The organism is Pseudomonas sp. 91RF (assembly GCF_003576265.1).
Lineage (GTDB): Bacteria > Pseudomonadota > Gammaproteobacteria > Pseudomonadales > Pseudomonadaceae > Aquipseudomonas > Aquipseudomonas kribbensis.
Map to the genome: position 1 here is coordinate 138,541 of NZ_QWFC01000038.1, position 26,676 is coordinate 165,216.

Consider the following 26,676-nt stretch of genomic DNA (forward strand, 5'->3'; position numbering starts at 1 on the left):
GATGTATCTGTTCCGTCTGGCCATGGCCAGCCTCGCCAACCGCCGCTTCACCGCCCTGCTCACCGCGTTCGCCATCGCCCTCTCCGTCTGCCTGCTGCTGGCGGTGGAACGGGTGCGCACCGAAGCCAAAGCGAGTTTCGCCAGCACCATCAGCGGCACTGACCTGATCGTCGGCGCCCGCTCCGGTTCGGTGAACCTGCTGCTGTATTCGGTGTTCCGCATCGGCAACGCCACCAACAACATTCGTTGGGACAGCTTCGAACACTTCGCCAGCAACCCGAAAGTGAAGTGGGCGATCCCGATGTCCCTCGGCGATTCCCATCGCGGCTACCGCGTTATGGGCACCACCGAAGCCTATTTCGAGCATTACCAGTACGGCCGCCAGCAGCATCTGGAACTGGCCAACGGCCGTGCCTTCGCTACCGATCCGTTCGAAGTGGTACTCGGCGCCGAAGTGGCCGAGGCGCTGCATTACAAGCTCGGCGACAAACTGGTACTGGCCCACGGCGTGGCGGCGATCAGTCTGGTCAAGCACGATGACAAACCGTTCACCGTGGTCGGAATTCTCAAGCGCACCGGCACGCCGGTGGACCGTACGTTGCACATCAGCCTCGGCGGCATGGAGGCGATCCACATCGACTGGCACAACGGCGTACCGGCCCGTGGCAACGGGCGGATCAGCGCCGATCAGGCGCGCAACATGGACCTGACGCCGCAAGCGATCACCGCGTTCATGCTCGGCCTCAACAGCAAGATTTCGACCTTCGCGCTGCAACGCGAGATCAACGAATTCCGTGGCGAGCCGATGCTGGCGATCCTGCCGGGCGTGGCTTTGCAGGAACTGTGGAGCCTGATGAGCACCGCTGAAAAAGCGTTGTTCGTAGTCTCGCTGTTCGTGGTGCTGACCGGGTTGATCGGCATGCTCACGGCGATTCTCACCAGCCTCAACGAACGCCGCCGCGAGATGGCGATCCTGCGCTCGGTGGGCGCGCGGCCGTGGCATATCGCGAGTCTGCTGGTGCTGGAGGCGTTCGCTCTGGCGCTGAGCGGGGTGATCGCCGGGCTGGCGTTGCTGTACCTCGGCATCGCCGCAGCACAGGGTTATGTGCAGGCCAATTACGGCTTGTATCTGCCGCTGACCTGGCCAAGCGAGTATGAATGGACGCTGCTCGGTGGCATTCTGGCTGCCGCGCTGCTGATGGGCAGCGTGCCGGCCTGGCGTGCGTATCGCCAATCCTTGGCCGATGGCCTGTCGATCCGTTTATGAGGATGTTCACCATGCCCCGCGCTGTCCTTGCGCTGCTGTTGCTGGTCGCCCTGCCCGTGTGGGCAGCGGCACCGAAAGACCTGACCTGGTCGGAGATGATCCCTCCGGACGCGGCGCCCGAAGTACCGAACATGACACCGCTGCATGACCTGTCGAAGATGAGCGATGCGCTGTCCGCCGAATCGGCGCCAGCCGCCAAGCAGGACATGCCCAACGCGCCGGTGGTGCAGAGCCTCGACGGGCAGAACATCCGCCTGCCGGGCTACATCGTGCCACTGGAAGTCAGCGAGGAAGGACGCACAACGGACTTCCTGCTGGTGCCGTATTTCGGCGCCTGCATCCACGTGCCGCCACCGCCGTCGAACCAGATCGTGCACGTGAAAAGTGAAGTCGGCGTGAAGCTCGACGAGCTGTATCAGCCGTACTGGGTCGAAGGGCCGTTGCAGGTCAAGCCGTCCACCAGCGAGCTGGCGGATGCCGGCTATCAGATGGATGCGGACAAGATTTACGTTTATGAGCTGCCGGAGTAATTCCGGCCAGTTCTGTGCTGCTTGATCCATCCCTTTCGCGAGCAGGCTCGCTCCCACATTAAAGCGCGATCACCTGTGGGAGCGAGCCTGCTCGCGATGGGGTCGGCAAAGGTTCCATAAAAAATCACCCCTTCACTGTTTCATTGAGCTGAGTCAAAAGACCGTATCAGACGGATTCGTACCATAGGACATCAAACATTTTTAACGTCCTTTGGGAGCTTCCATGAACAAGTCCTTGCTCAGCGCTTCGCTGTTTGCCCTCGCGCTCGCAGCCCCGCTCGCCCACGCCCACGAAGCCGGCGACATCATCGTTCGTGCCGGTGCGATCACCGTCAACCCGAAGGCCGACAGCTCCAGCGTCAAGGTCGATCAGGGTCCGTTGAGCGGCACCAACCTGGGCGGCAAGGCGACCATGAGCAGCGACACCCAACTGGGTCTGAACTTCGCCTACATGCTGACCAACAACATCGGTATCGAGCTGTTGGCCGCATCGCCGTTCGAGCATGACGTGAAGCTCAAGGGCACTGCCCTGCCGGCCGCCAACGGCAAGCTCGGCACCCTGAAACACCTGCCGCCGACCCTGAGCGTCGTTTACTACCCGCTGGACGCGAAGTCGGCGTTCCAGCCGTACATCGGCGGCGGCATCAACTACACCTGGATCTACGACGAGCACGTCGGCAGCGAAGCCCAGTCCAACGGCTTCAGCAACTTCAAGGCGAAAAACTCCTGGGGCCTGGCCTGGCAGGTCGGCGCCGACTACATGCTGACCGACAACATCATGCTCAACGCCCAGGTGCGCTACATCGACATCGATACCCGCGCCACCGTCGAGAACAACGCCGTGGCTCCGGGCACTCGCGCCAAAGTGAATGTCGACGTCGATCCATTTGTGTACATGGTCGGTCTGGGCTACAAGTTCTAAGCGAGCAATCAAAGAACGTTCACGTGGTGGTGAATGAGGCTTGGTGGCGGGCAGACTCAGAACTGACGGCGATGTTACGCAATCGACCGGGGAGCAAGCTCCCTCGCTACAGGAAACAGGTTTGAAACCCGAATTCCGGCCGTGAAAAAGGCGCCTGTCAAAAGGCGCCTTTTTCATGTCTGCGAAAAGCTCAGCGGCCGAGCAGACGGGCCAGGCCGACGCTCATCGGTGTTGGCGTCGGGCACTTGAATCGCTCGAGCAACCGACTGTTGTTCGCCCGCGAATGACGGATGTCACCGGAGCGCGCCGGGCCGTAGCTGACGGGCGGCAACTCGCCGACCACCGCTTCGAGCGCGGCCAGCATCTGCTTGAGGTTGGTCGCCTGATTCCAGCCGACGTTCACCGCACCGACATCCACTTGCGGCTTTTCGATCGCCTGCACCAGCACATCGACCAGGTCTTGGACGTACATGAAATCCCGGGTCTGCTCGCCATCGCCGAACACGGTGATCGGCAGGCCTTTCTGCGCGCGTTCGCTGAAGATGCTGATAACGCCGGAGTACGGCGAGGACGGATCCTGGCGCGGGCCGAAAATGTTGAAGAAACGGAAGATCGCCGGTTCCAGACCGTGCTGGCGACGATAGAAATCGAAGTACTGCTCGCCCGCCAGTTTGTCCGATGCATACGGCGTCAACGGCGCTTTCGGCGTGTCTTCGCTGATCGACTCGCCCTCGCCATTGTTGCCGTAGACCGCTGCGCTGGAAGCGAACAGCACACGCTTCACGCCGGCCTCGCGCATGGCTTCGCAGACGTTGAGCGTACCGATGAAGTTGCTCTGGTGAGTCTTCACCGGATCATCCACCGACGCCTGCACCGACGCCACGGCGGCCAGATGCGCGACCGCGCTGCAACCCAGCATCGCCCGGGCGACCAGCGCGGCATCGGCGACGTCGCCGACGATCAGTTCGACCTTGGGATTGTCCAGCGGCAGGTTGCTGCGTTTGCCGGTCGACAGGTCATCAAGGATCCGTACCGAATGGCCGCTGGCGAGCAACGCGTCCGTCAGGTGCGAACCGATGAAACCGGCGCCGCCAGTGATTAAAACAGGGCCTTCAGCCATGACGATAAAACCTATCCAGTAAGCCCGGGAGCGCGGCACGCCAGGCGCGCGGCTTGATCCCGAAAGTGTGCAGAATTTTCTTGCAGGCCAGCACTGCGTGTTGCGGTTCTTCGGCGGCATCCTCACGCGCGGCGTGGGCCTGGGCGGTCGGCTCTTCGATCGCCAGCGGATGCAGGCTGCGGGCCTCGGTGAGAATCGCCTGACCCAGCGCCAGCGGTGTGGTCGCCTCGTGGCCGGCGTAGTGGTAAGTGCCCCACAGCGGCGCGGCGCAATCGAGTTGCTTGAGTACCGAAATGATCACCCGGGCCGCATCGTCGACCGGCGTCGGATTACCGCGACGGTCGTCCGCCAGCAGCAATTCCTCCGGCTTTTCAGCGCGAGCGAGGAAGCGTCCGAGGGTGCCTTCCGGGCTGTCATCGAGCAGCCAGCCGAAGCGCAGCAACACGTGCTGCGGGCAAGTGGCGCGTACGCTCTGCTCGATCCGCCACAGCGCCTGACCGCGCAGGCCCAACGGCACCGGCTCGTCCTTTTCGCTGTAGGCGGTGGCGCGGGAGCCGTCGAATACCCGGTAGCTGGAAGGTTGCACCAGCACAATATTGTGGTGCTGGCACAGTTCGGCCAGACGCTCGATGGCGCGTTCCTGGCCCGACAGACGGCTTTCGCTGACGGTCTCGGCCTGGAACCAGTCGAAATAGTAGGCAAGGTTGATCAATGCATCGGGACGGGTGTCGTCGAGCAGTTGAGTCAGGCTCGCGGCATCCCAGCCGTCTTCGGGCGGGCGGGGGGCGAGGAAACCGATGTCTTCCTCCGCACCGAGGCGAATCAGCGCCTGCCCAAGGGCATTTCCGCCGCCCAGTAACATAAGGCGCATTCGCATAGAGTCAGCAGGCCCAGTCTGATTGGAACGATGGCTTTGGCGACGTTGCTCGTGGCAGCGTCGTCGATAATTGCCGGAATCGTTGCATTTTGCGGGTTTAGTGCGCAACCGTCACCCGTAAAGTGTAGATCCCCGGCGGTACTTGCAACTTCGCCCGCCCACCCGCATAACTGAAGCCATGAATCTGCCCCTCCCCAAGGACGCGGCCCTGACAGGCTTCCACCCCGCCATCAGCGCCTGGTTCAGCAGCACATTCCCGACGGTGACCGCCGCCCAGGCCCGCGCATGGCCGTTGATCCGCCAGCGCCGCTCGACGCTGATCGCCGCGCCCACCGGCTCCGGCAAGACACTCACCGCTTTCCTCGCCGTGCTCGACGATCTGGTCCACCGTGGCCTGGAAAGCCCGGACGGCCTGCCGGACGAGACACTGGTGGTCTACGTTTCACCGCTCAAGGCGCTGTCCAACGACATCCGCATCAACCTGCAGAATCCGCTGGCCGGGATAACCGAGCAATTGCGCCAGATGGACCTGCCGCCGCTGGAAATCACCACCGCCGTGCGCACCGGTGACACCCCGCAAAAAGACCGCGCCGCCATGCGCAAAAGCGCGCCGCATATTCTGGTGACCACTCCGGAATCGCTCTACGTGCTGCTTGGCTCGGAATCCGGACGCAAGATGCTCGGCACCACACGTACAGTCATCGTCGATGAAATCCACGCCATCGCTGCCGGCAAACGCGGCAGCCACCTGGCCTTGAGCCTCGAACGCTTGCAGGCGCTGTGTCCTGAAGCACTGACCCGCATCGGCCTGTCGGCCACGCAGAAACCGATCGATGCGGTCGCACGGTTTCTGGTGGGCCATGAGCGCCCCTGCGAAATCATCGATATCGGCCACGCCCGCCCACGGGATCTGGGCATCGAAGTGCCGCCGGTGCCGTTGTCGGCGGTCATGGCCAATGATGTCTGGGAACTGGTCTACGACCGCCTCGCCACGCTGGCCCGTGAACACCGCACCACGCTGATTTTCGTCAACACCCGGCGCCTGGCCGAACGCTTGAGCCGGCACCTGAGCGAACGCCTCGGAAAACACGCCGTAGCCGCGCACCACGGCAGCCTCGCCAAGGAGTTTCGCCTTGATGCGGAACAACGACTCAAGCGCGGCGAACTGCAAGTGCTGATCGCCACCGCGTCGCTGGAACTGGGGATCGACATCGGTGAAGTCGACCTCGTCTGCCAGATCGCCTCGCCGCGTTCGATTGCCGGGTTTCTGCAACGGGTCGGCCGCTCCGGACATCAGGTCGGCGGCACACCCAAGGGACGCCTGTTCGCCACCACCCGCGACGACCTGATCGAGTGTGCGGCCCTGCTCGACTGCGTGCGCCGGGGCGAACTCGATACGTTGCACATCCCCGAAGCACCGCTGGACGTACTGGCCCAGCAGATCATCGCCGAGGTCAGTTGCCAGGAGTGGGCCGAGGTAGATTTGCTCGCAATGTTCCGTCGGGCCGAGCCCTACGCCCGCCTCGACGAAAAGCATTATCAGGCGCTGCTGACCATGCTCGCCGAGGGCTACAACGGTCGTCAGGGCATCCGCAGCGCCTACCTGCATCGCGACGCGGTAAGTCGAACCCTGCGTGGGCGGCGCGGCGCACGGCTGACGGCGGTTACCAGCGGCGGCACCATCCCGGACAACGCCGACTACAGCGTGCTGCTGGAACCCCAAAGCCTGAACATCGGCAGCGTCAACGAAGACTTCGCCGTGGAAAGCATTGCCGGCGATGTGTTCCAGCTCGGCAATACCTCCTACCGAATCCTGCGGGTGGAAACCGGCAAGGTGCGGGTCGAGGACGCTCAGGGCCAGCCGCCGACCATTCCGTTCTGGCTCGGCGAAGCGCCCGGTCGCAGCGCCGAATTGTCGATGGCTGTGGCACGCCTGCAAGCACAACTCGATCAACTGCTGAGCGCCAGCCCCGGCAATCTGCAACCGGCCCTCGACTGGCTGAGCGCAACCCTGGGACTGGCTCAGGCCAGCGCCGAACAGCTTGTGGATTATCTGGCCCGGGCACGCCTCGCCCTCGGCGCGTTGCCGTCCCAGGACACGTTGCTGATGGAACGTTTTTTCGACGAGTCCGGCGGCACCCAACTGATCATCCATTCGCCGTTCGGCAGCCGCATCAACCGCGCCTGGGGCCTGGCCCTGCGCAAGCGCTTCTGCCGCACCTTCAACTTCGAATTGCAGGCCGCCGCCAGCGAAGACGCGATCGTGCTGTCGCTGTCCACCAGCCACAGTTTCGAACTCGACGAGGTCTGGCGTTATCTGCACAGCAACAGCGCCGAACACATCCTGATCCAAGCGGTGCTGGATGCGCCATTGTTCGGTGTGCGCTGGCGCTGGAACGCCGGGGTGGCGCTGGCCCTGCCGCGCTACACCGGCGGGCGCAAAGTCGCGCCGCAATTGCAGCGGATGAAAAGCGAAGACCTGATTGCCAGCGTGTTTCCCGATCAGATCGCCTGCCTGGAAAACCTCGCCGGTGAACGGGAAATTCCCGAGCATCCGCTGGTGGAGCAAACCCTCGACGATTGCCTGCACGAGGCGATGGACAGCGAAGGCTGGCTGCAATTGCTGCGGCGTATGGAGCGCGGCGAAGTGCGGCTGATCGCCCGTGACCTTCCCGCCCCTTCGCCGCTGGCCGCGGAAATTCTCAGCGCCCGGCCTTACACCTTTCTCGACGACGCGCCGCTGGAAGAGCGTCGCACCCAGGCCGTGCTGAATCGCCGCTGGAGCGATCCGCAATCCACCGATGACCTCGGTGCGCTGGACGCCGACGCGATCACCGCCGTACGCGAAGAGGCTTGGCCGTCACCGAACAGCGCCGATGAAATGCACGAAGCGCTGATGAGTATGGCCTGCATCAGCGACCGCGAAGTCGAGGCCAACCCGCATTGGCGCGACTGGCTGAATGCCCTGGCCGACACCGGTCGAGCCTGCCGATTGCAGATCGATCCCGAGCACTCGCTGTGGCTGGCACGGGAACGCCTGACCTGCCTGCAAGCGCTTTATCCACAGGCGCATTCGGCACTGCCAGCGCTACCCGGTTTCGATGAGGTCTGGACCGCCGACGATGCCTTGGTGGAAGTCATCCGCGCACGGCTGAGTGCATTCGGCCCGCTACCACTGGAGGCCATTGCCCAGCCATTGTCATTGCCACCCGCACACATCCATCAAGCCCTCGCCCGACTGGAGCGTGAAGGCTACGTGCTGCGCGGCCGGTTCACCCCGGGGCTGGGCATTGAAGAATGGTGCGAACGGCATCTGCTGGCGCGAATTCACCGCTACACGGTCAAGCGCCTGCGCCGGGAAATCGAACCGGTGGCGTTGCAGGACTTCATGCGTTTCCTGTTCGACTGGCAGCATCTGTCCCCGTCCACCCGGGGTCAGGGCAGCGCCGTGTTGCCGGCGATTGTCGGTCAGTTCGAAGGCTATCCGGCTGCTGCTTCGGCGTGGGACAGCGACATCCTCCCGGCGCGGCTCAAGGACTACTCACCGAGCTGGCTGGATGATCTGTGCCGCAGCGGAAAACTGGTGTGGACACGCCTCAGCGCCCGGCAGAAAACCAGCGGCACGGCGCTGCGCAGTACGCCCGTTGTGCTATTGCCGCGCAGTCAGGTCGGGTTGTGGAGTTCGCTGGCCGAACAGACGCCGATCAGTGAACTGTCGCCTAAAACGCAGAAAGTCTTCGAGGCCCTCAGCCAGCACGGCGCGCTGTTTTTCGATGAGCTGATTCATGAAGCGCACCTGCTGCGCACCGAACTGGAAATCGCCTTGCAGGAACTGGTCGGCGCCGGTCTGGTGAATGCCGACAGTTTTGCCGGGTTGCGGGCACTGATCACCCCGGCGAGCAAGCGCCAGCAACGCAGCAGTCGACGCGGGCGCGGGGCGTTTGTCGGGGGCATGGACGATGCCGGACGCTGGGCGTTGCTGCGTCGCGGGCCGGTTGTGGAAACCAGCCAGACAGCGTCGCCCGAAACCCTCGAACACATCGCCATGACCTTGTTGCGCCGTTACGGCGTGGTGTTCTGGCGCCTGCTGGAACGGGAGGCAGACTGGCTGCCGAGCTGGCGCGAATTGCTGCGCACTTTTCACCGGCTGGAGGCCCGCGGCGAGATTCGTGGCGGGCGGTTTGTCAGTGGCCTGGCCGGTGAACAATTCGCCTTGCTCGAGGCGATACCACTGCTGCGTGAAGTGCGCCGTCGCCCTCACGACGGCAGCCTGATCGCGGTGTGCGGGGTCGATCCGCTGAACCTCGCCGGCACCTTGCTACCGGGCGCAAAAGTACCGGCACTGGCGAGCAATCGGCTGGTGTATCGCGACGGATTGCCAGTTGCTGCCGAAATTGCCGGAAAGCAGCAACTCTGGGTGGAACTGGAGCAACCCGCCATGGGCGAAATCCGCAGCAAACTGACCCGTCACTGAGTCCGCGCCTGTTCCGGCAGCACCACCGACGAATGCGCCGCCACCTCATCGTCTTGTCGCTTCGGCAACAAAACCTGCTGTGGATAAGTCTGCGCGAAATGCACCCACGGGCTGTTATCCACAAGCTTTTTCAAACGCTGGTTGAACGCGCGGCTCACCGCATATTGTCCGCCCGACACTGTGCGGAATTGCGCGGTCAGGACCACGCCGTTCAAGTCCATCTTGTCCACGCCGAACACGTCCAGTGGCCCTTGCAGGTTGTACTTGAGGAACGGGTCTTCGCGGATCGAGTCTCCGGTCTCGCGGATCAGCTCGATGGCTTTTTCGACATCGGTGTCGTAGGTGAACTGCACCGAGAAAAACGCGAACGCAAACTGCCGCGATTGGTTGGTCACGGCCTTGATCTGACCGAACGGCACCGAGTGCACGAAGCCCTTGCCGTCGCGCAGTCGCAGGGTGCGAATGGTCAGGCCTTCGACCGTGCCGGCATGCCCGGAATCGAGCACCACCCAGTCACCGATCGACAGGGTGTCCTCAATGATGATGAACAGCCCGGTGATCACGTCCTGCACTAATTGCTGCGAGCCAAAACCGATGGCCAGACCGACCACCCCGGCACCCGCCAGCAGCGGCGCGACGTTGATCCCGAGATTGGCCATGGTGGTGATTGCGCAGATCACCACCAGGATGATTTTGATCGCGTTGCGCAGCAGCGGCAGGATGGTTTTCACCCGGGTGCTGGGCTGGCGCGCCGAGCGTTTGCTGACCGGTGGTTTCAGCGCTTCCTGAATCGCCGTGTCGAGCACCACCCACAGCAGCCAGGTCACGAGGAAGATCAGACCGATGCTGCTCAAGGCATTGCTGATCGCCCGGCCGACCGTGCTGCTTTGCGCAAAATCGATCAGCGAAACACCCCAGATCCGCCCGAGAATATCGATGAACGCAATCGCGATGACGATCCGCAGCAACGCATGCAACAGACTGAGAAAACGCTCCTTGTAGGCGCTGCTGAGCTGGATCGCCTCGGCCCGGCGCGACTTGAACAGGTGCTGCAGCACCGTGCTGAGAAACACCGTGCCGATCAACAGCACCGTGGTGAACAGCGCACAGCGCAGGGCCTTTTGATTGTCCTCGCCGATGCCGATCAGATTGACCGCCGAGACCAGCACCATCAACACGATCGGCCAGTACCAGAGCCCGGAAAAGATCCGCAGCGATTCCTGCAGCGACGGTTGTTTCAGACGCTGGGCCAGCGGTCGATTGCGGATCAGGTGCGCCACCGGCCGGCGCAGACGAATCACCAGCAAGCCGAAGATGATCGACGCCAGCAGACCGGTGAACACCGCGATGCTGCTGGTGATATTGCCGCCCAGTTGCCGGGCGATCTGCGGGCTGGTCAGCGCATCACTCAATGCGGCGAGGAAGCCGATCAGGAACAGCGGTTTCGGGCAGTAGTCGCGAATGATCTGCACCGCGCGGCGCTTGTGGCCGGTGTTGAACATCACCACCACACACAAAAGCATCGAGGTGGAAAAGATGCCGCTGCTGGTGGCGTAGGCAAAACACAGCGCCAGTGCCCGGCCGACCGAGGCTGGCAGGAAATGGCTGACATACAGGGTCAACGGCAGGCAAATCAGTGCGGGCAAGGTGTAGGGCAACAGGTAGCCGAGCAGGTCCTGACTGCGCTGGCGGGTGCGCAACCAGCGGCCCTCGCGCATCCGCTTGGCCAGCACGCTGCCAAGCACAGTCAACACGGCGAAGGTGCCGAGCCACACGCCGGACAGCATCATGAAATCCCCGGCCACGCTCCACCCCGAGCGATCCGACGGCTGATTGACCAGCCTGTCGACTTCATCCGCCGCCCGGTCGGCGCGCAGGCGCCAGGCGTCGACCAGGTGCTCGTTGAGATCGAGTTTGTCCTGCACGTCGTCGATGCTGGAACTGATTGCACCGAGCAGTCCGCCCTGCACCAATGGCTCGGGTTCGGCGGCTTTTGCGGTGGCTGCCGGGACGCCCGGCAGGCTGGCGGCCTGCACTGCATTGCCGCCGAACAACAGCAATGCCCCCAATAGAATCGCGATCCTGAACCTGGTCAAAACTCAGAGCTCCCTTGGTTGAACCTGTAAGGAACTGAGCGTTTTTTGCTCGGCAAAGTTCAAGAACGCCTAAAAGGCGGCTTTTGATCTTTGCTCTCAGGTCAAATATCAAATGCCCATCCCTGTATTTTTCGTCCCCTGCCAAACACCGACACTGCGCTCCATCCAATCCCCTTACCGGAGTGCCGTCATGCCCATTGCCTTGCTCGCGCTGACTCTCAGCGCATTCGCCATCGGGACGACCGAGTTCGTCATCGTTGGCCTGCTTCCCACCATCGGCGCCGATCTCGGTGTCAGTCTGCCGTCCGCCGGGCTGCTGGTCAGTCTCTACGCCCTTGGCGTGGCAATCGGTGCGCCGGTGCTGACTGCGCTCACCGGCAAAGTCCCGCGCAAACTGTTGCTGCTGTCGCTGATGGTGCTGTTTACCCTCGGCAACCTGCTGGCCTGGCTGGCGCCGAGCTATGAATCGCTGGTGCTGGCACGGATCGTCACCGGTCTGGCCCACGGCGTGTTCTTCTCCATCGGTTCGACCATCGCCACCAGCCTGGTGCCCAAGGAAAAAGCCGCGAGCGCGATTGCAATCATGTTCACCGGCCTGACCGTGGCATTGGTCACCGGCGTACCGCTGGGCACCTTCATCGGTCAGCATTTCGGCTGGCGTGAAACCTTCCTCGCCGTGTCGGCGCTGGGTGTCATCGCGTTCATCGGCAGCTTGCTCTACGTGCCGAAAAATATTGCCCACAGCAAACCGGCCTCGCTGTTGCAACAGTTGCAAGTACTCAAGCAACCGCGTCTGCTGCTGGTCTACGCCATGACCGCCATTGGTTACGGCGGCTCGTTCATCGCCTTCACTTACCTCGCGCCGATTCTTCAGGACATCTCGGGTTTCAGCGCCGGCACGGTCAGCCTGGTGCTGCTGGTGTACGGCGTGTCGGTGGCCGTCGGCAATATCTGGGGCGGCAAACTGGCAGACAAGCGCGGGCCGATAAGCGCCCTGAAAATCATCTTCGCCCTGCTCGCCGCCGTGCTGTTCGTGCTCACCTTCACCGCCGGTAATCCGTGGCTGGCACTGGCTACCGTGCTGGTCTGGGGTGCGGTCGCCTTCGGCAACGTGCCGGGCCTGCAGGTGTATGTGGTGCGTCAGGCCGAACATCACACGCCGCAAGCGGTGGATGTGGCGTCGGGGCTGAACATTGCTGCGTTCAACCTGGGGATTGCCGGCGGTGCCTGGGGCGGCGGGTTGATCGTCGAACACATCGGCCTGATCCATACCGCGTGGATCGGCGGGCTGGTGGTGCTGGTGGCATTGGCCCTGACAGCCTTGAGCGGCCGCCTCGACCGACTGGGCCCGGTGTATGCCGAACCTGCTGGCGGCTCGGCGCGAGTCGTCACCGGCCACTGATCCAGAAATACCCTTTTAGGAGCGAGCCTGCTCGCGATTGCGGCAGCACATTCAAAATTGATGTGCCTGACACTCCGCTATCGCGAGCAGGCTCGCTCCCACATACCGTCCGTACTCCCGTCGAAACTTTCCCGAACCGCCCGCAGTCATCCACAGACAGAGGCAACACGGGGACTTTCGACGGGAGGGCGGCATGGCGACGATTCACATCGGTATTTCAGGCTGGCGCTACGCCCCGTGGCGCGGGGATTTTTACCCGCGGGGACTGGCTCAGAAACGCGAACTGCAGTTCGCTTCGCGGGCAGTCAACAGCATCGAGATCAATGGCTCGTTCTATGCCCTGCAACGACCGGAACGCTACGCCCAGTGGTATGCCGAGACGCCGAAAGGTTTCGTGTTCAGCGTCAAGGCTCCGCGTTTCATCACGCACATCCGTCGATTGCGCGAGATCGAAAAACCCCTGGCGAATTTCTTTGCCTCCGGAATTCTCGAACTGAGGGAAAAGCTCGGGCCGATCCTCTGGCAGTTTCCGCCCAGCTTCAAATTCGATCCGCCCCTCTTCGAACACTTCCTTGCCCAACTCCCCCACGACACCGAAGCTGCCGCCACGCTCGCCCGCCGGCATGACTCACACCTGCATGGCCATGCGAGCCTGAAGGCCCACGGCAAGAAGCCTTTGCGCCATGCCGTGGAAATCCGCCATGACAGTTTCATCGACGCCGATTTCGTGCGCCTGCTCAAACGCTACAACACCGCTCTGGTGATCGCCGATACCGCAGGCAAGTGGCCGTATCGTGAAGACCTCACCAGCGATTTCGTCTACCTGCGTCTGCACGGTGCGCAAGAGCTCTACGCCAGCGGCTACACCGAGCCCGCCATCAAGCGCTGGGCCGAACGTATCGACGCCTGGCAGCACGGTCGACAACCCGGCGATGCGCACCTGATCGCCCCACGCCTCAAACCCCGGGCGCGCAAGTCGCGGGAAGTGTTTTGCTACTTCGACAACGACATCAAAGTCCGCGCGCCCTTCGATGCCCGCAGCCTGCTGCATCGATTCGACCTCGACAAAGACCTCGCCACCGCTCCCGGCGAACCGGCTGCCGAAGGGGTGCTGGCATGAGCATCCGCGAACCCATCGGCGTCACCGACGAGCAGACTTCGATCAGCACGGGCGTCACCCGTTTTACCGTGCTGACGATCAACACCCACAAGGGCTTCACCGCACTGAACCGGCGTTTCATCCTGCCGGAACTGCGCGATGCGGTGCGCAGTGTGTCCGCTGACGTGGTGTTTTTGCAGGAAGTGCACGGCACCCACGAACACCATCCCAAGCGCTACAACAACTGGCCGACGATGCCGCAGTACGAGTTCCTCGCCGACAGCCTGTGGCCGCAGTTTGCCTACGGGCGCAACGCGGTGTACCCGGAGGGCGATCATGGCAACGCGCTGCTGTCGAAATTCCAGATCGTGCGCCACGACAACCTGGATGTTTCCATCAGCGGCCACGAAAACCGTGGCCTCTTGCATTGCGTCCTGCGCCTGCCGGGAGACGATCGCGAACTGCACGCGATCTGCGTGCACCTGGGCCTGCGCGAAAGTCATCGCAACGCACAGCTGAGGCTACTGGGCAAACGCCTCGCCAACCTGCCGGACGATGTGCCGGTCATCGTCGCCGGCGACTTCAACGACTGGCGCCAGCGCGCCGATGCGCTGCTGGAACCTTGCGGTCTGCGTGAAGTGTTTGCCGAACATCAGGGCAAACCGGCGCGCAGTTTTCCGGCGCGCTGGCCGGCGCTGCGGCTGGACCGGATCTACGTGCGCAACCTCAAGGCCAGCCAGCCGAAGGTGCTTGCCAACCGGCCCTGGTCGCACCTTTCCGATCACGTGCCGTTGTCCGTGGAGATCGAACTATGAGCAGCGCGCCGCTGGAAAAATCCGCCGTGGAACCGATCACCATCACCCCGCCGATCCGCGAGCCCGGCCACGTCGATGTCGACTATGGCTGGCAGGGCAACAACCGCGTGGAACTGCTGGAAAACGGCGAGGAATACTTCCCGCGAGTCTTCGACGCCATGCGCGCGGCGAAGAGTGAAATCCTGCTGGAGACCTTCATCGTTTTCGAAGACAAGGTCGGCAACGAATTGCAGCAGATCCTGATCGATGCCGCCCGGCGTGGCGTACGCACCACCGTCAGCCTCGATGGCTTCGGCTGCGGAGAATTGAGCACCGGATATCTCACCGCGTTGAGCGAGGCCGGTGTGCACCTGCAAATCTTCGACCCGGCACCCAAACGCCTGGGCTTTCGCACCAACTGGTTCCGCCGCCTGCACCGCAAGATCGTGGTGGTCGACGGGCTGATTGCGTTCATCGGCGGGATCAATTTTTCCGGCGATCACCTGGCTGATTTCGGCCCCGAGGCGAAGCAGGATTACGCCGTGGAAGTTCAGGGCCCGGCGGTGGCCGACATCCATCACTTTGCCCTGCTACAAAGCGGTCGCCCCGGCCGGGCACGCTTCTGGTGGCAACGCCGGCGCCAGCGTCGGGCGGAGATGGCGTTCACCGAGCACGACGGTCAGGTGCAATTGGTATTTCGCGACAACGACCGGCACCACACCGATATCGAAGACGTTTACTTGCAGGTCCTGCGTCGTGCGAAACGCCGGGTGGTAATCGCCAACGCGTATTTCTTCCCCGGTTATCGCTTGCTGCGCGAGATGCGCAACGCGGCCCGGCGTGGCGTCGATGTGCGACTGATCCTGCAAGGCCAGCCGGACATGCTGGTGGCCAAACTCGCGGCGCGCATGACCTACGACTACCTGCTCAAGGCCGGGGTGCAGATCCACGAATATTGCCAGCGGCCACTGCACGGCAAAGTCGCTTTGGTGGATGAGGAATGGAGCACCGTGGGCTCAAGCAATCTCGACCCTCTGAGCCTGTCGCTGAACCTGGAAGCCAACGTGCTGATCCGCGACCGGGCCTTCAATGCTCATTTGTTTGAACGTCTCGAAGATCTGAGCAACAACCACTGCAAAACGATGGACGCCAGCAAGTCCCCGCGCGGGCGCCTCTGGCACATGACCGTGGGCTTTCTGGTGTTTCACTTCCTGCGTCATTTTCCAGCGATGGCCGGTTGGCTCCCCGCGCATAAACCTCGTTTGAAACCCTTCATCGGCAAGAGCGGGAGCGATCCGTCATGAGTCGTTCCGATGCTCAGTCCGCAACGCATTCGCCGCCAGCCGCAACGTCTCGCTGGAGCCGCTGGAAGCGCCCGCTGACATTGCTGTTTTTCCTCGCGCTAATCGTCCTGCTGACAATGTTCGCCAGCCGCATCGAATGGTCCGAGGTGCTGCAAACCCTCGCCGACTTCAAGGTGCGCACGCTGATCATCGCTTCCAGCCTGACGCTGTTGAGCTTTCTGGTGTACGCCAGTTTCGACCTGATCGGCCGCACTTACATCCGTCAGGACCTGACGTGGAAACAGATCCTGCCGGTGGGCATCATCAGTTATGCGTTCAACCTCAATCTGAGCGCCTGGGTCGGCGGGATCGCCATGCGTTATCGGTTGTATTCAAGGCTCGGCGTGAGCAAAAGCAACATCGCCAAGATTCTCGGGCTGAGCCTGGCGACCAACTGGTTCGGCTACATGACCATCGCCGGCGCGGTGTTCAGCAGCGGGCTGGTCAGCATGCCGCCGGGCTGGAAAGTCAGCAGCGAAGCGTTGCAGGGCATTGGTGTGTTGCTGCTGTTGATCAGCCTCGGTTACCTGGTCGCCTGCCGGTTTTCCCGACGGCGCGAGTGGTCGATTCGCGGGGTGGAAATCAATCTGCCCTCGCTGCGCATGGCGGTCCTGCAACTGCTGCTCGGCGCGCTGAACTGGTCGTTGATGGCGGCGGTGATTTTCACCCTGCTGCCCGGCAAGCTCGACTATCCGCTGGTGCTCGGCGTGCTGCTCATCAGCGCGATTGCCGGGGTCATCACCCACATTCCCGCCGGGCTCGGGGTGCTTGAAGCGGTGTTCGTGGCGCTGCTGCAACACGAGGCTTCGCGCGGCAGTCTCGTGGCGGGGTTGCTGGCCTATCGGGCGATCTATTTCCTGCTGCCGCTGCTGATCACCGTGGTGATGTACCTGGTGGTGGAAGCCAAGGCCAAGGCGCTGCGGATCGAGAAAAAGCCCAAGTCCTGATCAGCGCGATTGAATGATGCTCAACCGTTCGCCCACCACCATCTCGGTGATCCAGTCGACCAGGATCGAGGTGTAGGCCTGCTGCGAAGTCGGATCGCTCAGGGCATGGTCAGCACCATCGATGATCCGGTGGGTGAGCGAGTGAGTCTGCTGGCACGCAGCGCGATAACTCATGATCGTCGCGTGAGGCACATAATCGTCGGTTTCCGATTGCACCAGCAGCACATCGCCGGTGAATTGCGAGCAGGCATGCAACGCCCGGTTGCTGTCGGCCCGCACCAGCGTGCCGCGATAATCGCGCAGGTCGGCCTTGTCCAGATCACGCTTGGGCGTGTGCCATTGCTCGTCGCGGTACAGCGCCGGCACCCGCAGCGCCAGCCAGCGTACCGGGCGCAATGAGGTGAGGATCGAAGCCAGATAACCGCCGTAGCTGGTGCCGACCACTGCGATGGCCGAGGTGTCCAGCGCCGGGTGGGCGAGCAACCGATCGTAAGCTGCGAGCAGGTCGCGCAGGTTGTCTTCACGGGTCACCCGGCTCAGCGGAATGCCGGTGCCGCCGGTGTGCCCGCGCAGGTCAAATGTCAGACAGACGCAGCCCAGACCGGCGATGCCTTTGGCCCGCTCCAGGTCCCGCTCCTGACTGCCGCCCCAACCGTGCACGAACAACACGCCGGGGACTTTCGATTTGGGACTGAGGAAAGTCCCGCTCATCTGTTCGTCATCAATGTCGATCTGAATGCTTTCGCTTCTAGCCGTCATAGGATTTGACCGTTACGTATTTGAGGAGAAAGTCGCTGTTCTCGGCCGGGCCGCGATAGACCTCGATGGCATCCGCCGGCAGGGCCTGGTCGATATAGGTTTCCACCGACGACACGCGGATCGCGCGCATCGCAGGGTCGTTGACGAAGCTCTGCAACGCCGCCACTTCGGCACTGCTGGCACCACCCATGCGCCAGGATTGTTCGAGCACGCCGCTACGCGGCTGGCCTTCGCTGTCCAGGCCTTGAGCGATGTCGTAGTTGCGCCGAGAGGCGTAGAACCGTGGATAGGCTTCGTCCGCCGCCCGGTCGAACACCTGCGCCTGTTCGATAGCCAGCCGCACATCGTCCGGCAGTTTCAGTTTCAGCAAGTCGTCATAACCGCCCTGCACCACCAGCAGGTTCGAGCCGCCATAGACCTCTTCGCCGTGGGCGTCTTCGGTCAAGTATTGATCACCGCAGTAACTGAGCACCCGGTCGCCGATGAACGACTGGCCGACGCTGTGGGTGACTACCTGGCTCAGGTCCTGTTCGAGCACCACGCCTTGGCTGAACTGTCTGGCAATATCGGGCCGCGCGAGGATTTCGTCGAACGCATCGAGGCTCTTGATCACTTCCTGTCCGCGACCGGCGCACGCATGAATCGGTTTGAGACGGATCGGGCCGCTGTACAACAGGTGCTCGGCGGCAGGTCGTGCATCTTTCAGATCAAACACACTGAGCCCGTCGAGTACGACATTGCGCGTGCGTTCGGAGAACAGCGGCGACCAGCCTTCTGGTGCTTTGGCCTGATGGCTGCGCAAACCATGACTGATGGCTTTGGTGCAGATGAAATCGTGTTCGACGAAACCACCCCACAGATCCTCGGGGCCCTTGATGCCCAGCTCATGGGCCTTGGCGGCGCCGACGATGGTTTGGGTCGGCAGCAGATACAGGTCGCGACCATGGTGCTTTTGCGCGTCGTAGCTGCCGCCGAATTTCAGTCCGAGAATCTGCGCCAGCCAGCGGGCCAGCGCCTTGTTGGTCTGCACTTCGTGTTGCGGCGCGTCGGGGCGTACGGAATGGGCGACCACTATTCTGTTGCAAGGTGTCGGGGTCATGCGTCCCCCTTCCAGCGGCTCGGTGAGTGTAGGTCAGAGGGTGCAGAGATCAGGCCAAACGATGACGACGCCAAAACCTTTGCGGATCAGTCGATTAGCCTTTTCGTACTGGCGTTGCGCCCGTTTCAATCTGCACGATGGCCGCCATGGCCACGGCATTTTGCACGACCGCGCGGTGCTATCTCGCCAGCGCGGTCGGTGGGGTCACGCCGAACCGATTGCGATAGTCACTCGGCGCCAGCCCGGTGATTTTCTTGAAGATGGCGCGAAAGGCTCCCGGATCCTGATAACCCACCGTCCACGCAATGTGATCGATGGTGCCATTGGTGAACTCGAGCATTTCCCGGGCTTTACCGACCCGCAGGTGCTGACAGTATTCGGTGGGTTTCAGGCCGGTCGCCGCCCGGAAACGACGCAGGAACGTGCGCTCTTCCAGACCCGAGCGCTCGGCCATCGCAGCCAGCGAAACGTCAGTCGCGCCGGTGCTTTGCAGCCAGTGCTGGACCTTGAGAATCGACGCGTCGCCATGGTTGAGGATCGGCGCGAAATTGCTGCCGCAGGCACTGGCGCTGTCGCTGTGTTCCATCACCAGGAAACGCGCGGTAGCGCTGGCGATGCTCGGCCCCAATAAACGATCGACCAGCCGCAGCCCCAGTTCCGACCAGGCCATCAACCCGGCCGTGGTGATCAGGTCGCCGTCGTCGACAATCGGTGTGTCGGCCTTGAGCCTGATCTGCGGATAACGCTCGGCAAAGGCCTTGGCCGAGGCCCAGTGAGTGGTGGCGCTGCGACCGTTGAGCAGGCCGCTTTCGGCCAGCAGCCACGAGCCCACGCAGACGCCGCCCAGCGTTGCACCGCGAGCATGTTGGTCGCGCAGCCATTGCAGCAATCCCGGCGATGCCTGCTCTGCGCTGAACCCGGCGATCGACGGCGGGATCAGCACCGCCAGCAAGCCCGTTTCGGCAGCGGGATGACTGTCGTAAACCCTGACCGGTGCCTGCTCGTTCTCGACCTGCCAGTGACTCACTCGCAGACGCGGCAATTGCGCGGCCTGATGCTCGACCGCGATCCGGTCGGCCACGCCGAACAGGTCGGTCAAACCATGCACCGCCGCCAGTTGCGCGCCGGGATAAATCAGCACGCCCAGCTCGGCAACGGCCCTTTCAACACCCATTGTCAGTTTTCCCCTGTCTATTGTCGGTGCGGCCAATCCTCGAAGACGTAGCGGGCGCCGATACTGAATCCACTCCCAACAAACACTTCGAGGAAAAACCCATGGCCAGGCAAGCGCTCATCGTAGTCGATATCCAGAACGACTACTTCCCCCAAGGCAAGTGGCCGCTGGCAGGCGTCGACGCCGCCGTCGACAACGCCGCCCGACTAATCGCCGCGTTCCGTGAAGCGGGTGATCCGGTGATCCATATCCGTCACGAATTCACCTCGGCGGATGCGCCGTTCTTCACCCCCGGCTCCGAGGGCGCAAAATTGCATTCCAAGGTACTCAACCGCGCCGATGAACCGGTGGTGCTCAAGCATTTCGTCAACGCGTTCCGCGAAACCGAATTGCAATCGATCCTCGATGAACAAGACATCAAGGCACTGGTGGTGGTAGGCAGCATGAGCCACATGTGCATCGACGGCGTTGTCCGGGCAGCGGCGGATCTGGGCTACACCGTCACGGTGATCCACGATGCCTGCGCCACCCGCGACCTGGAATTCAATGGTCTGATCGTGCCGGCCGCCCAGGTGCATGCGGCGTTCATGTCTTCGCTGGGGTTTGCCTACGCCAGTGTGGTTTCCGCGCAGGAGTTTCTCTCGAACAATCGTTGAGCGCCTGTCGCCAGTCTCCGAATGAAACCCGGCCCGCCTCGTTGCGGGCCTTTTTTCGTGCGCTGAAAAAATCTCACGCGTGAGCCATTGATGGCACTTTGAATTGGTTGTAGTGTGGCTCACGCGTGAGATGTTCATAACGGAGTCATCGCCATGAAAAGCAACTCCCCTGCAACAAAATCGGAGAGCCCGAAGGGAGTGCGCTCGACAACGTCCGCGAAAAAACCGTCGAGCTTCTATATGAAGCAGATGCGCGCGGGCCTGGCTGCCGCCGGTTATGTGAAACACGAAACTTGGGTGCTTCCCGAAAACCGAAGCTTGCTCAAGCAAATGGAGCAACAGCTACGCCAACCGATTCTGGCTGGCTCTTTCATGTCGGAGAATTACATGAGCGCAGGCAACAACTGGAACATCGATAGCCTCTACAACGCTTTCAAGGCACTGGACGAGGTGGCTTCCCACGAGATCACGCTGTCCCTGATCCAGAGCGCCGAACCCAGCCTCAAGCTGGAAATGAACGAATTCGGCGGCCTGCCGATTCACATCGCCATCGCGGGTCAGCAGATCATCGTCGACACCGTGCTGGTGGACATCGATTCGATTACCGACGTGCGCACCTTCAACGACGCGGTGCTGCGCAGCCGGGAAATGTTCCCGCTGTCGTCGATCGGCATCGAGACCATGCCCAACGGTCAGACCGTCTACAACATGTTCGGCGCGCTGAGTGCGGATTCGAGCCTGACCAACGTGGTCACCGAGGTGAAAACCCTGGTCGACAACGTGCAGCGCGCCAGCGAAGCCTTCGAACACTTCTTCAAGTAATCAACAGGGAAAGTCCAATGACTCAGTCCATCTGGAACAAGTTGTTCACCGCACTGCGCGGCGGCGCCAATGAAGTCGGCGAAGCAATCGTCGACCAACAGGCCCTGCGCATCCTCGATCAGGAAATCCGTGACGCCGACAGCGCCCTGTCCAACGCCCGTCGCGAACTGGTCACCATCATGGCCAAGCACAAGCTGTCCGCCGACCGCGTGAGCGAGTACGACGCCAAGATCAAGGACCTGGAAGCCAAGGCTGTCTCCGCACTGAACGCCGGCCGTGAAGATCTGGCGATGGAAGTGGCCGAAGCGATTTCGACCCTGACCAACGACCTGACCACCGAGAAGGCCCAGAGCGACGAGTTCGGCACCTACGCCGACAACATGCGCAAGGACATCAACAAGGCCGAAGCGCGGATCAAGAGCCTGCGTCAGCAAGTGGACATGGCCAAGGCCCGTGAAAGCGTGCAGAAAGCCCAGGTCAGCGCATCCATCGCCAGCGGCGGCGCCAATGGCAAGCTGGAAACCGCAGTCGGCACCCTGAACCGTCTGCAAGAGAAGCAAAAGCAGCGCGCCGCCGAGCTGAACGCTCAGGACGAACTGGCCGATGCCACGACCGGCAACGACCTGGAGCGCAAGCTGCGCGACGCCGGCATCACGCCGAACGAGGGCAGCGCCAACGCGATCCTTGAGCGTCTGAAGCAGAAGTCGACCCAGTAAGGGCAGCCAGCGAAAGGAAGGGCACCGGGTGCCCTTCTTTTTTGCCTGCTCGTTTGTCACGAGGCCGGTACACTAGCGGCGTTTTGCCAACGAACACCTCCACCCGCTTCAAGGAATGTACCCATGGGATGGTTAAAGAACTTGCTCGGCACCGGCTCGGCACCTGCACGCGAGGCGGCCAGCGGCCCGTTGGGCCTGGCGCAGGGCAAGGCGATCCGTTTCGATACGACCCTCGCCCTGTTGCTCGACGGCAGCACCTCGGTCCGGGTCCCCGATGCCCAGGCCATCTGGAGCGCCGGCTGGATCGACCTCGGCCAGTCGAACAAGCTGTATCGCTACTACCTGGACAACGAAGATTTCTGGCTGCAGGTCCACGTCACCGGCGACGATCAGATCGAATCGGTGACGCTGTTCAATTACGTCAGCTATGTCACGGTCAACAGTGACGCCGAACTGCAGCGCCTGGCGGGCCCGAACAGCCTGATCGGCCTGCCGGCCTACACCCATGACGGCGTGTCCTTCACCCGGGAATGGGGCACCGAACGCGGTCAGACCGAACTGGTCCCGCTCACGGAGCAAGTGGTCAATCCCGACGAGTCCTACACCATCGAACACCACTCGATGCTGTACGCCCGGGAAACCGGCCTGACCGACCGTCGCGAACTGCTGCTGTTCTCCGTCGAACAGGACGAAGAAGGCACTGTCAGCCTGAGCACATCGCTGGGCATCTCGCTGTACACCACCGATCTGAGCACCATTTAAAAGGAAGTTCCCCATGCTGGAAGTGCTGTCCGTTTCCCTGAACAAGGCCGCGCTGGTCGGTTTCGCCGCCTATCTGATCGGCGCCGTGTTGCTGTTCATGCTGTTTCAGTTCGTCTACACCCGCATCACGCCGCACAAGGAATTCGAACTGATTCGCGGCGGCAACAACGCTGCTGCCATCGCTCTGTCGGGTGCGATCATCGGTTTCGCGATCCCGGCGAGCAACATCATCGCCCACTCGATCAACGTCCTCGATTTCGTCCTCTGGGCCGTGATCGCCGCTGCGGTGCAACTGCTGGCATTCCTGGCCACCGGGCTGGTGCTCAAAGGCACGTCCCAGCGCATCGCCAACGGTGAAGTTGCCGCCGGCATCTACGTCGCTGCGGTGGCGATCAGCGTCGGCATGCTCAACGCCGCGTGCATGACCCCGTCCTACTGATCGGCAGGAAGCCCGAGATGAAACGAAGCAAGTACGTTCAACTATCCCTGGCCGCCTCGGTGGCCCTGGCGATTTCCGGTGAAGCGGCCGCCCAGGAACAACGCAACTTCCAGAGCGTGGAACAGTGTGTCGACGCCGAAGTGGCTGCCGATGCCTGCTCGAATGCCTACGTCGCGGCTCTGGCCGAACACCGGCGCATCGCCCCTGCTTATGACGACAAAGCGAAGTGCGACGCGGACTTCGCCGCTGGCTGGTGTCAGAAAAATTCCGACGGCCGCTTTGTGCCGAAGCTCGGTGGTTTCAAGGTGCCGCAAAACACCGAGCCGGCACAGAACCTCGATGCAATTGCCAATGCGCAGATGCCGGAAGGCAATGCCGAGCCAGTGCAGACCACTCAGAACACGACCCACGTCTCCAGCGGTGGCGGATCGAGCAACGGCTGGCTCACCGGATGGCTGATCGGTAACGCCATGAGCAACAACTCGCGGACGGTTTATCGCGATCGCGATACGCGCCAGACGTACGACACTTCGACGCTGAACCGGCGGATCGAATCGGCTCCGACCACGCGCAGCAATTCGGACTACACCAGCTCCCGTAGTAAATCGGTCAACGTGGCATCCTCTACCTCCCGGGGCGGTTTCGGCAGCCAGTCCAGCGCACGCAGCGGTTGGGGCGGCTGGGGCAGTTCGAGCAGCTGATGAAGAAGATCCATTGCGCCGAGCGCCACGACTGGAAACAGACGGCCGAAAGCCTCGGTTTTCTGTTTCACACCATCGACGACGAGCCCTACTGGGACGAGCGCGCGTACTATCAGTTCACGCTTGCACAGATCGAGAACGATCTCGAGGATCCGACCACCGAACTGCACGAGATGTGCATGGACTTGGTGGACCGGGTCGTGCGCAGTGAGGAACTGCTCGATCGCCTGAGCATCCCCGCGCCGTACTACGACATGATCCGAACGTCCTGGCTGGAAGGTCATCCGCATCTGTACGGACGCATGGACTTCTCCTACAGCGGCAACGGCCCGGCGAAACTGCTGGAGCTCAATTACGACACGCCCACCAGTCTTTATGAGGCCTCCGCATTCCAGTGGGGCTGGCTTGAGCAGTGCATCGAGCGCGGGATGCTGCCGCGCCATGCCGACCAGTTCAACAGCATCGACACCCGACTGCATGAGGCCTTTGCCGCGCTGAAGCTCAAGCGCCCGTTCTACTTTGCCTCGATGAAAGGCTCGGTCGAGGACAAGGGCACCACGGACTACCTGCGATTGATCGCGGAAAAGGTCGGCATCGAATCGCGGCACATCGATATTGAAGACATCGGCCTGACAACCGAAGGACGTTTCGTCGACCTCGAAGATCGCTGGATCCCGCACCTGTTCAAGCTGCACGCCTGGGAGTTCATCTTCCACGAGCCGTTCGGCGCAGCCATTGCCGATTGCGATACGCAGTTTTTCGAACCGGCATGGAAGGCCATTCTCTCCAATAAAGGCGCCCTGCCCCTGCTTTGGGAAATGCACAAAGGCCATCCGAATCTGCTGGCCGCTCATCTCGATCCGAATCCGGGCAGCGCAGTGCCGAAAGGCTGGGTACGCAAACCGTACTTCTCCCGGGAAGGTGCCAACATCGAGCTGCAAACTGCCGAGGGTCTGATCGTCAAAGAGGATGGTCCCTACACGGATGCGCCCTTCATCCTGCAGGAATTTGCGCCACTGCCAAGGTTCGATGACAGCTACACGCTGATCGGTTCCTGGGTGATTGGCGACCAGGCCGCAGGAATCGGCGTGCGCGAAGACAACAGTCTGATCACCAAGGACTCGAGCCGTTTTTTACCGCACCTGATTCTTGACTGATTCGAGGCTGACAATAAAAAACCCGTAGCGTTTGCGCGCTACGGTTTTTTCGTTTCCGGCGCCGGTTACGACAGCTCGGTCGGGCGTGCCGGCACCTCGGACGCAGGCGTTTCCTTGACTGACTCGGCGGTGATGACCCCGGCCATTCTCCGCCGCGCGATTTCCGCACCGCGACGACGCAATGGGGTTTCGACAAAACGATAGTTCAACTCGCTGCACACCACCATGATCGCGAACGACGTCAGCAACAGCTGAACCGTGAACTCGCTGCCCAGTTCGACGCCACGCTCGCGGGCCACACGCGTCCAGATCTCGGTGCTCAAGTGGTAGGCAAATACGTGCACGACGTACAAGGCATAGGAACGCGAACCCAGCCATTGGCCGAGCCCGCTCAAGATGGCCGGGCAGTAGATGTAGCCCTTCTGGTAACTGGAGAGCCAGACAAGGATCAATGCATTGATAGCCAACAGCCCGACCGCGATCGGTGTTGCGATGAGCTGACCGGCAATGGCGCCCAACATGTACAGCAGGAACAGCGTGATACCCAGCCGCTTGAACAGGTTGCCACCCAACGCCACAGGCTCGATGTCCTTGTACAAGGATGTGCGCGTGAACAGGCAGAGCAGGATGCCCCACATCATGGCGTCGAGACGGAACGAAAACAGCATGCTGGCCGGCGCTGCGCCAAAGGCATTGCGATCCAGCGGAAACTGCACGGCGATCAGCGTGATCAAGGCGATCACCCGCCAGCGTGTCGAAGTGATCAACAGCAGGAACAGCGGAAAAATGAAGTAGAACTGCTCCTCCAGCGCCAGGCTCCAATACACCGAGTTTGGACCCAGGATCGCACCGTACTGGTTCGCCAGGTTACCGGTGAATGTCGCGACGGCGGTGAAGCTGCGCACATTGTCGAACCACGACTGGAACGCATTGGACTGGTTGAAGAAGATCGAGAATACCAACGGTATCAGCACCCACAGCCAGGCAGTGGGCAGCAGGCGGTAGGCCCGTCGAATCCAGAATGACGTTGCGGCGAGACCGAAGCGGCTCTGCTCGCGGTTGCTGTCGAAATAGTCGAGGTAGGCCTTGCTGACGACAAAACCTGAAATACAGAAGAACAGATCCACCCCTGACCAGGGGGAATACACGTTGAACAGCTTTTCCATGAACGCGCCATGAAATGGCAGTAGCTGCGTGCTGTGGGTAAACACCGTCATCAGGATGGCCACACCGCGCAGGTACTCGATTTCCTTGTTCTTGCTACTGCTCATCGGTTTCTCTTGTTCTTGTGATGAGAACTGACACCCGATGCCGGGGAGCCCGCTCTTGCAAAAATGGACGGGCCCGAAAGCGCCGGGACCGATCATGGATCGGCTTGCCGCTGCCTTCAAGACTCTTCGCGGAACTTTACCGCCCTGAGCGCCGGAACTGTTCAGTCAGTTCACGAACATCCCAAAGCCGTGTGCAACCGTCAAAACGACGAAGCCCCCGCAATGCGGGGGCTTCGAATCCAGACCGGG

Annotated in this window: 23 protein-coding genes; 16 read left to right on the top strand and 7 right to left on the bottom strand. The window is 62.0% G+C overall.

The window, feature by feature from the left end; translation table 11 throughout:
• The first annotated feature begins 1 nt into the window (after position 1).
• The 3 genes from DXT77_RS20435 (at position 2) to DXT77_RS20445 (ending at position 2,719) form a co-directional block, all read left to right on the top strand.
• A complete protein-coding gene (locus DXT77_RS20435; protein WP_119428934.1) occupies positions 2-1,267 on the top strand; it encodes an ABC transporter permease in 1,266 nt (421 codons plus the stop codon).
• An 11-nt stretch (positions 1,268-1,278) separates the two neighbouring features.
• Positions 1,279-1,797, top strand: coding sequence for a DUF3299 domain-containing protein (locus tag DXT77_RS20440; RefSeq protein ID WP_119428961.1), 519 nt, complete (start codon positions 1,279-1,281; stop codon positions 1,795-1,797).
• Positions 1,798-2,020: 223 nt separating this feature from the next.
• Complete coding sequence (locus tag DXT77_RS20445; protein WP_007955593.1) at positions 2,021-2,719, top strand: OmpW family protein; 699 nt, start codon at positions 2,021-2,023, stop codon at positions 2,717-2,719.
• A gap of 190 nt (positions 2,720-2,909) precedes the next feature.
• Here the strand turns inward: DXT77_RS20445 and DXT77_RS20450 are convergent, their stop codons facing one another.
• Both DXT77_RS20450 and DXT77_RS20455 read right to left on the bottom strand, forming a co-directional pair.
• Positions 2,910-3,839 (bottom strand): NAD-dependent epimerase/dehydratase family protein, encoded by a 930-nt coding sequence (locus DXT77_RS20450; protein ID WP_119428935.1) that lies wholly within the window; start codon positions 3,837-3,839, stop codon positions 2,910-2,912.
• On the bottom strand, positions 3,832-4,716 hold the full coding sequence (locus tag DXT77_RS20455; RefSeq protein WP_119428936.1) for a sugar nucleotide-binding protein: 885 nt from the start codon (positions 4,714-4,716) through the stop codon (positions 3,832-3,834). The genes DXT77_RS20450 and DXT77_RS20455 overlap by 8 nt, the downstream gene beginning before the upstream one ends.
• A gap of 178 nt (positions 4,717-4,894) precedes the next feature.
• Here DXT77_RS20455 and DXT77_RS20460 point away from each other — a divergent pair, with 178 nt between their 5' ends.
• Positions 4,895-9,190 carry a DEAD/DEAH box helicase gene (locus DXT77_RS20460; RefSeq protein ID WP_119428937.1) on the top strand — a complete coding sequence of 1,432 codons (4,296 nt, stop codon included), beginning with the start codon at positions 4,895-4,897 and terminating at the stop codon, positions 9,188-9,190.
• Here DXT77_RS20460 and DXT77_RS20465 read toward each other — a convergent pair.
• On the bottom strand, positions 9,184-11,286 hold the full coding sequence (locus DXT77_RS20465) for a mechanosensitive ion channel family protein (RefSeq protein WP_119428938.1): 2,103 nt from the start codon (positions 11,284-11,286) through the stop codon (positions 9,184-9,186). The two genes, DXT77_RS20460 and DXT77_RS20465, sit on opposite strands and share 7 nt — an antisense overlap.
• A 190-nt stretch (positions 11,287-11,476) precedes the next feature.
• Here DXT77_RS20465 and DXT77_RS20470 point away from each other — a divergent pair, with 190 nt between their 5' ends.
• The 5 genes from DXT77_RS20470 to DXT77_RS20490 all read left to right on the top strand — a co-directional run bounded on the left by DXT77_RS20470 (position 11,477) and on the right by DXT77_RS20490 (position 16,871).
• On the top strand, positions 11,477-12,688 hold the full coding sequence (locus tag DXT77_RS20470; protein ID WP_119428939.1) for an MFS transporter: 1,212 nt from the start codon (positions 11,477-11,479) through the stop codon (positions 12,686-12,688).
• A gap of 193 nt (positions 12,689-12,881) precedes the next feature.
• Positions 12,882-13,808 (top strand): DUF72 domain-containing protein, encoded by a 927-nt coding sequence (locus tag DXT77_RS20475; protein ID WP_119428940.1) that lies wholly within the window; start codon positions 12,882-12,884, stop codon positions 13,806-13,808.
• Positions 13,805-14,602: an endonuclease/exonuclease/phosphatase family protein gene (locus DXT77_RS20480; protein WP_119428941.1), complete on the top strand. Its 798-nt coding sequence runs from the start codon at positions 13,805-13,807 to the stop codon at positions 14,600-14,602. The genes DXT77_RS20475 and DXT77_RS20480 overlap by 4 nt, the downstream gene beginning before the upstream one ends.
• A complete protein-coding gene (clsB, locus tag DXT77_RS20485; RefSeq protein WP_119428942.1) occupies positions 14,599-15,885 on the top strand; it encodes a cardiolipin synthase ClsB in 1,287 nt (428 codons plus the stop codon). The genes DXT77_RS20480 and clsB overlap by 4 nt, the downstream gene beginning before the upstream one ends.
• Positions 15,882-16,871, top strand: a complete 990-nt coding sequence (locus tag DXT77_RS20490) for a lysylphosphatidylglycerol synthase domain-containing protein (RefSeq protein WP_119428943.1) — start codon at positions 15,882-15,884, stop codon at positions 16,869-16,871. Before clsB ends, DXT77_RS20490 begins: the two co-directional genes overlap by 4 nt.
• On the opposite strand, the gene DXT77_RS20495 is transcribed toward DXT77_RS20490, so the two are convergent.
• From DXT77_RS20495 to DXT77_RS20505, 3 genes are all read right to left on the bottom strand, one after another.
• Positions 16,872-17,630: a S9 family peptidase gene (locus DXT77_RS20495; protein WP_007955615.1), complete on the bottom strand. Its 759-nt coding sequence runs from the start codon at positions 17,628-17,630 to the stop codon at positions 16,872-16,874.
• Positions 17,620-18,729, bottom strand: a complete 1,110-nt coding sequence (locus tag DXT77_RS20500) for a DUF3182 family protein (RefSeq protein WP_119428944.1) — start codon at positions 18,727-18,729, stop codon at positions 17,620-17,622. Before DXT77_RS20500 ends, DXT77_RS20495 begins: the two co-directional genes overlap by 11 nt.
• A 178-nt stretch (positions 18,730-18,907) precedes the next feature.
• A complete protein-coding gene (locus DXT77_RS20505) occupies positions 18,908-19,903 on the bottom strand; it encodes a GlxA family transcriptional regulator (RefSeq protein ID WP_119428945.1) in 996 nt (331 codons plus the stop codon).
• 101 nt (positions 19,904-20,004) lie between these two features.
• On the opposite strand from DXT77_RS20505, the gene DXT77_RS20510 reads away from it, so the two are divergent.
• From DXT77_RS20510 to DXT77_RS20540, 7 genes are all read left to right on the top strand, one after another.
• Positions 20,005-20,559: a cysteine hydrolase family protein gene (locus DXT77_RS20510; RefSeq protein ID WP_119428946.1), complete on the top strand. Its 555-nt coding sequence runs from the start codon at positions 20,005-20,007 to the stop codon at positions 20,557-20,559.
• Between the two features lie 153 nt (positions 20,560-20,712).
• Entirely contained in the window at positions 20,713-21,381 is a 669-nt protein-coding gene (locus tag DXT77_RS20515) for a YjfI family protein (RefSeq protein ID WP_085712342.1), read from the top strand.
• 17 nt (positions 21,382-21,398) lie between these two features.
• Positions 21,399-22,097 carry a PspA/IM30 family protein gene (locus DXT77_RS20520; protein WP_119428947.1) on the top strand — a complete coding sequence of 233 codons (699 nt, stop codon included), beginning with the start codon at positions 21,399-21,401 and terminating at the stop codon, positions 22,095-22,097.
• A gap of 123 nt (positions 22,098-22,220) precedes the next feature.
• The gene (locus DXT77_RS20525) at positions 22,221-22,859 is read left to right on the top strand and encodes a DUF2491 family protein (RefSeq protein WP_119428948.1); all 639 of its coding nucleotides are present in this window, start codon (positions 22,221-22,223) and stop codon (positions 22,857-22,859) included.
• Positions 22,860-22,872: 13 nt separating this feature from the next.
• On the top strand, positions 22,873-23,298 hold the full coding sequence (locus tag DXT77_RS20530) for a DUF350 domain-containing protein (RefSeq protein WP_085712345.1): 426 nt from the start codon (positions 22,873-22,875) through the stop codon (positions 23,296-23,298).
• Positions 23,299-23,315: 17 nt separating this feature from the next.
• A complete protein-coding gene (locus DXT77_RS20535) occupies positions 23,316-23,999 on the top strand; it encodes a DUF1190 domain-containing protein (RefSeq protein ID WP_119428949.1) in 684 nt (227 codons plus the stop codon).
• Positions 23,999-25,156 carry a glutathionylspermidine synthase family protein gene (locus DXT77_RS20540; RefSeq protein WP_119428950.1) on the top strand — a complete coding sequence of 386 codons (1,158 nt, stop codon included), beginning with the start codon at positions 23,999-24,001 and terminating at the stop codon, positions 25,154-25,156. Before DXT77_RS20535 ends, DXT77_RS20540 begins: the two co-directional genes overlap by 1 nt.
• A 65-nt stretch (positions 25,157-25,221) precedes the next feature.
• On the opposite strand, the gene DXT77_RS20545 is transcribed toward DXT77_RS20540, so the two are convergent.
• Entirely contained in the window at positions 25,222-26,427 is a 1,206-nt protein-coding gene (locus DXT77_RS20545; protein WP_119428951.1) for an acyltransferase, read from the bottom strand.
• Positions 26,428-26,676: the final 249 nt, after the last annotated feature.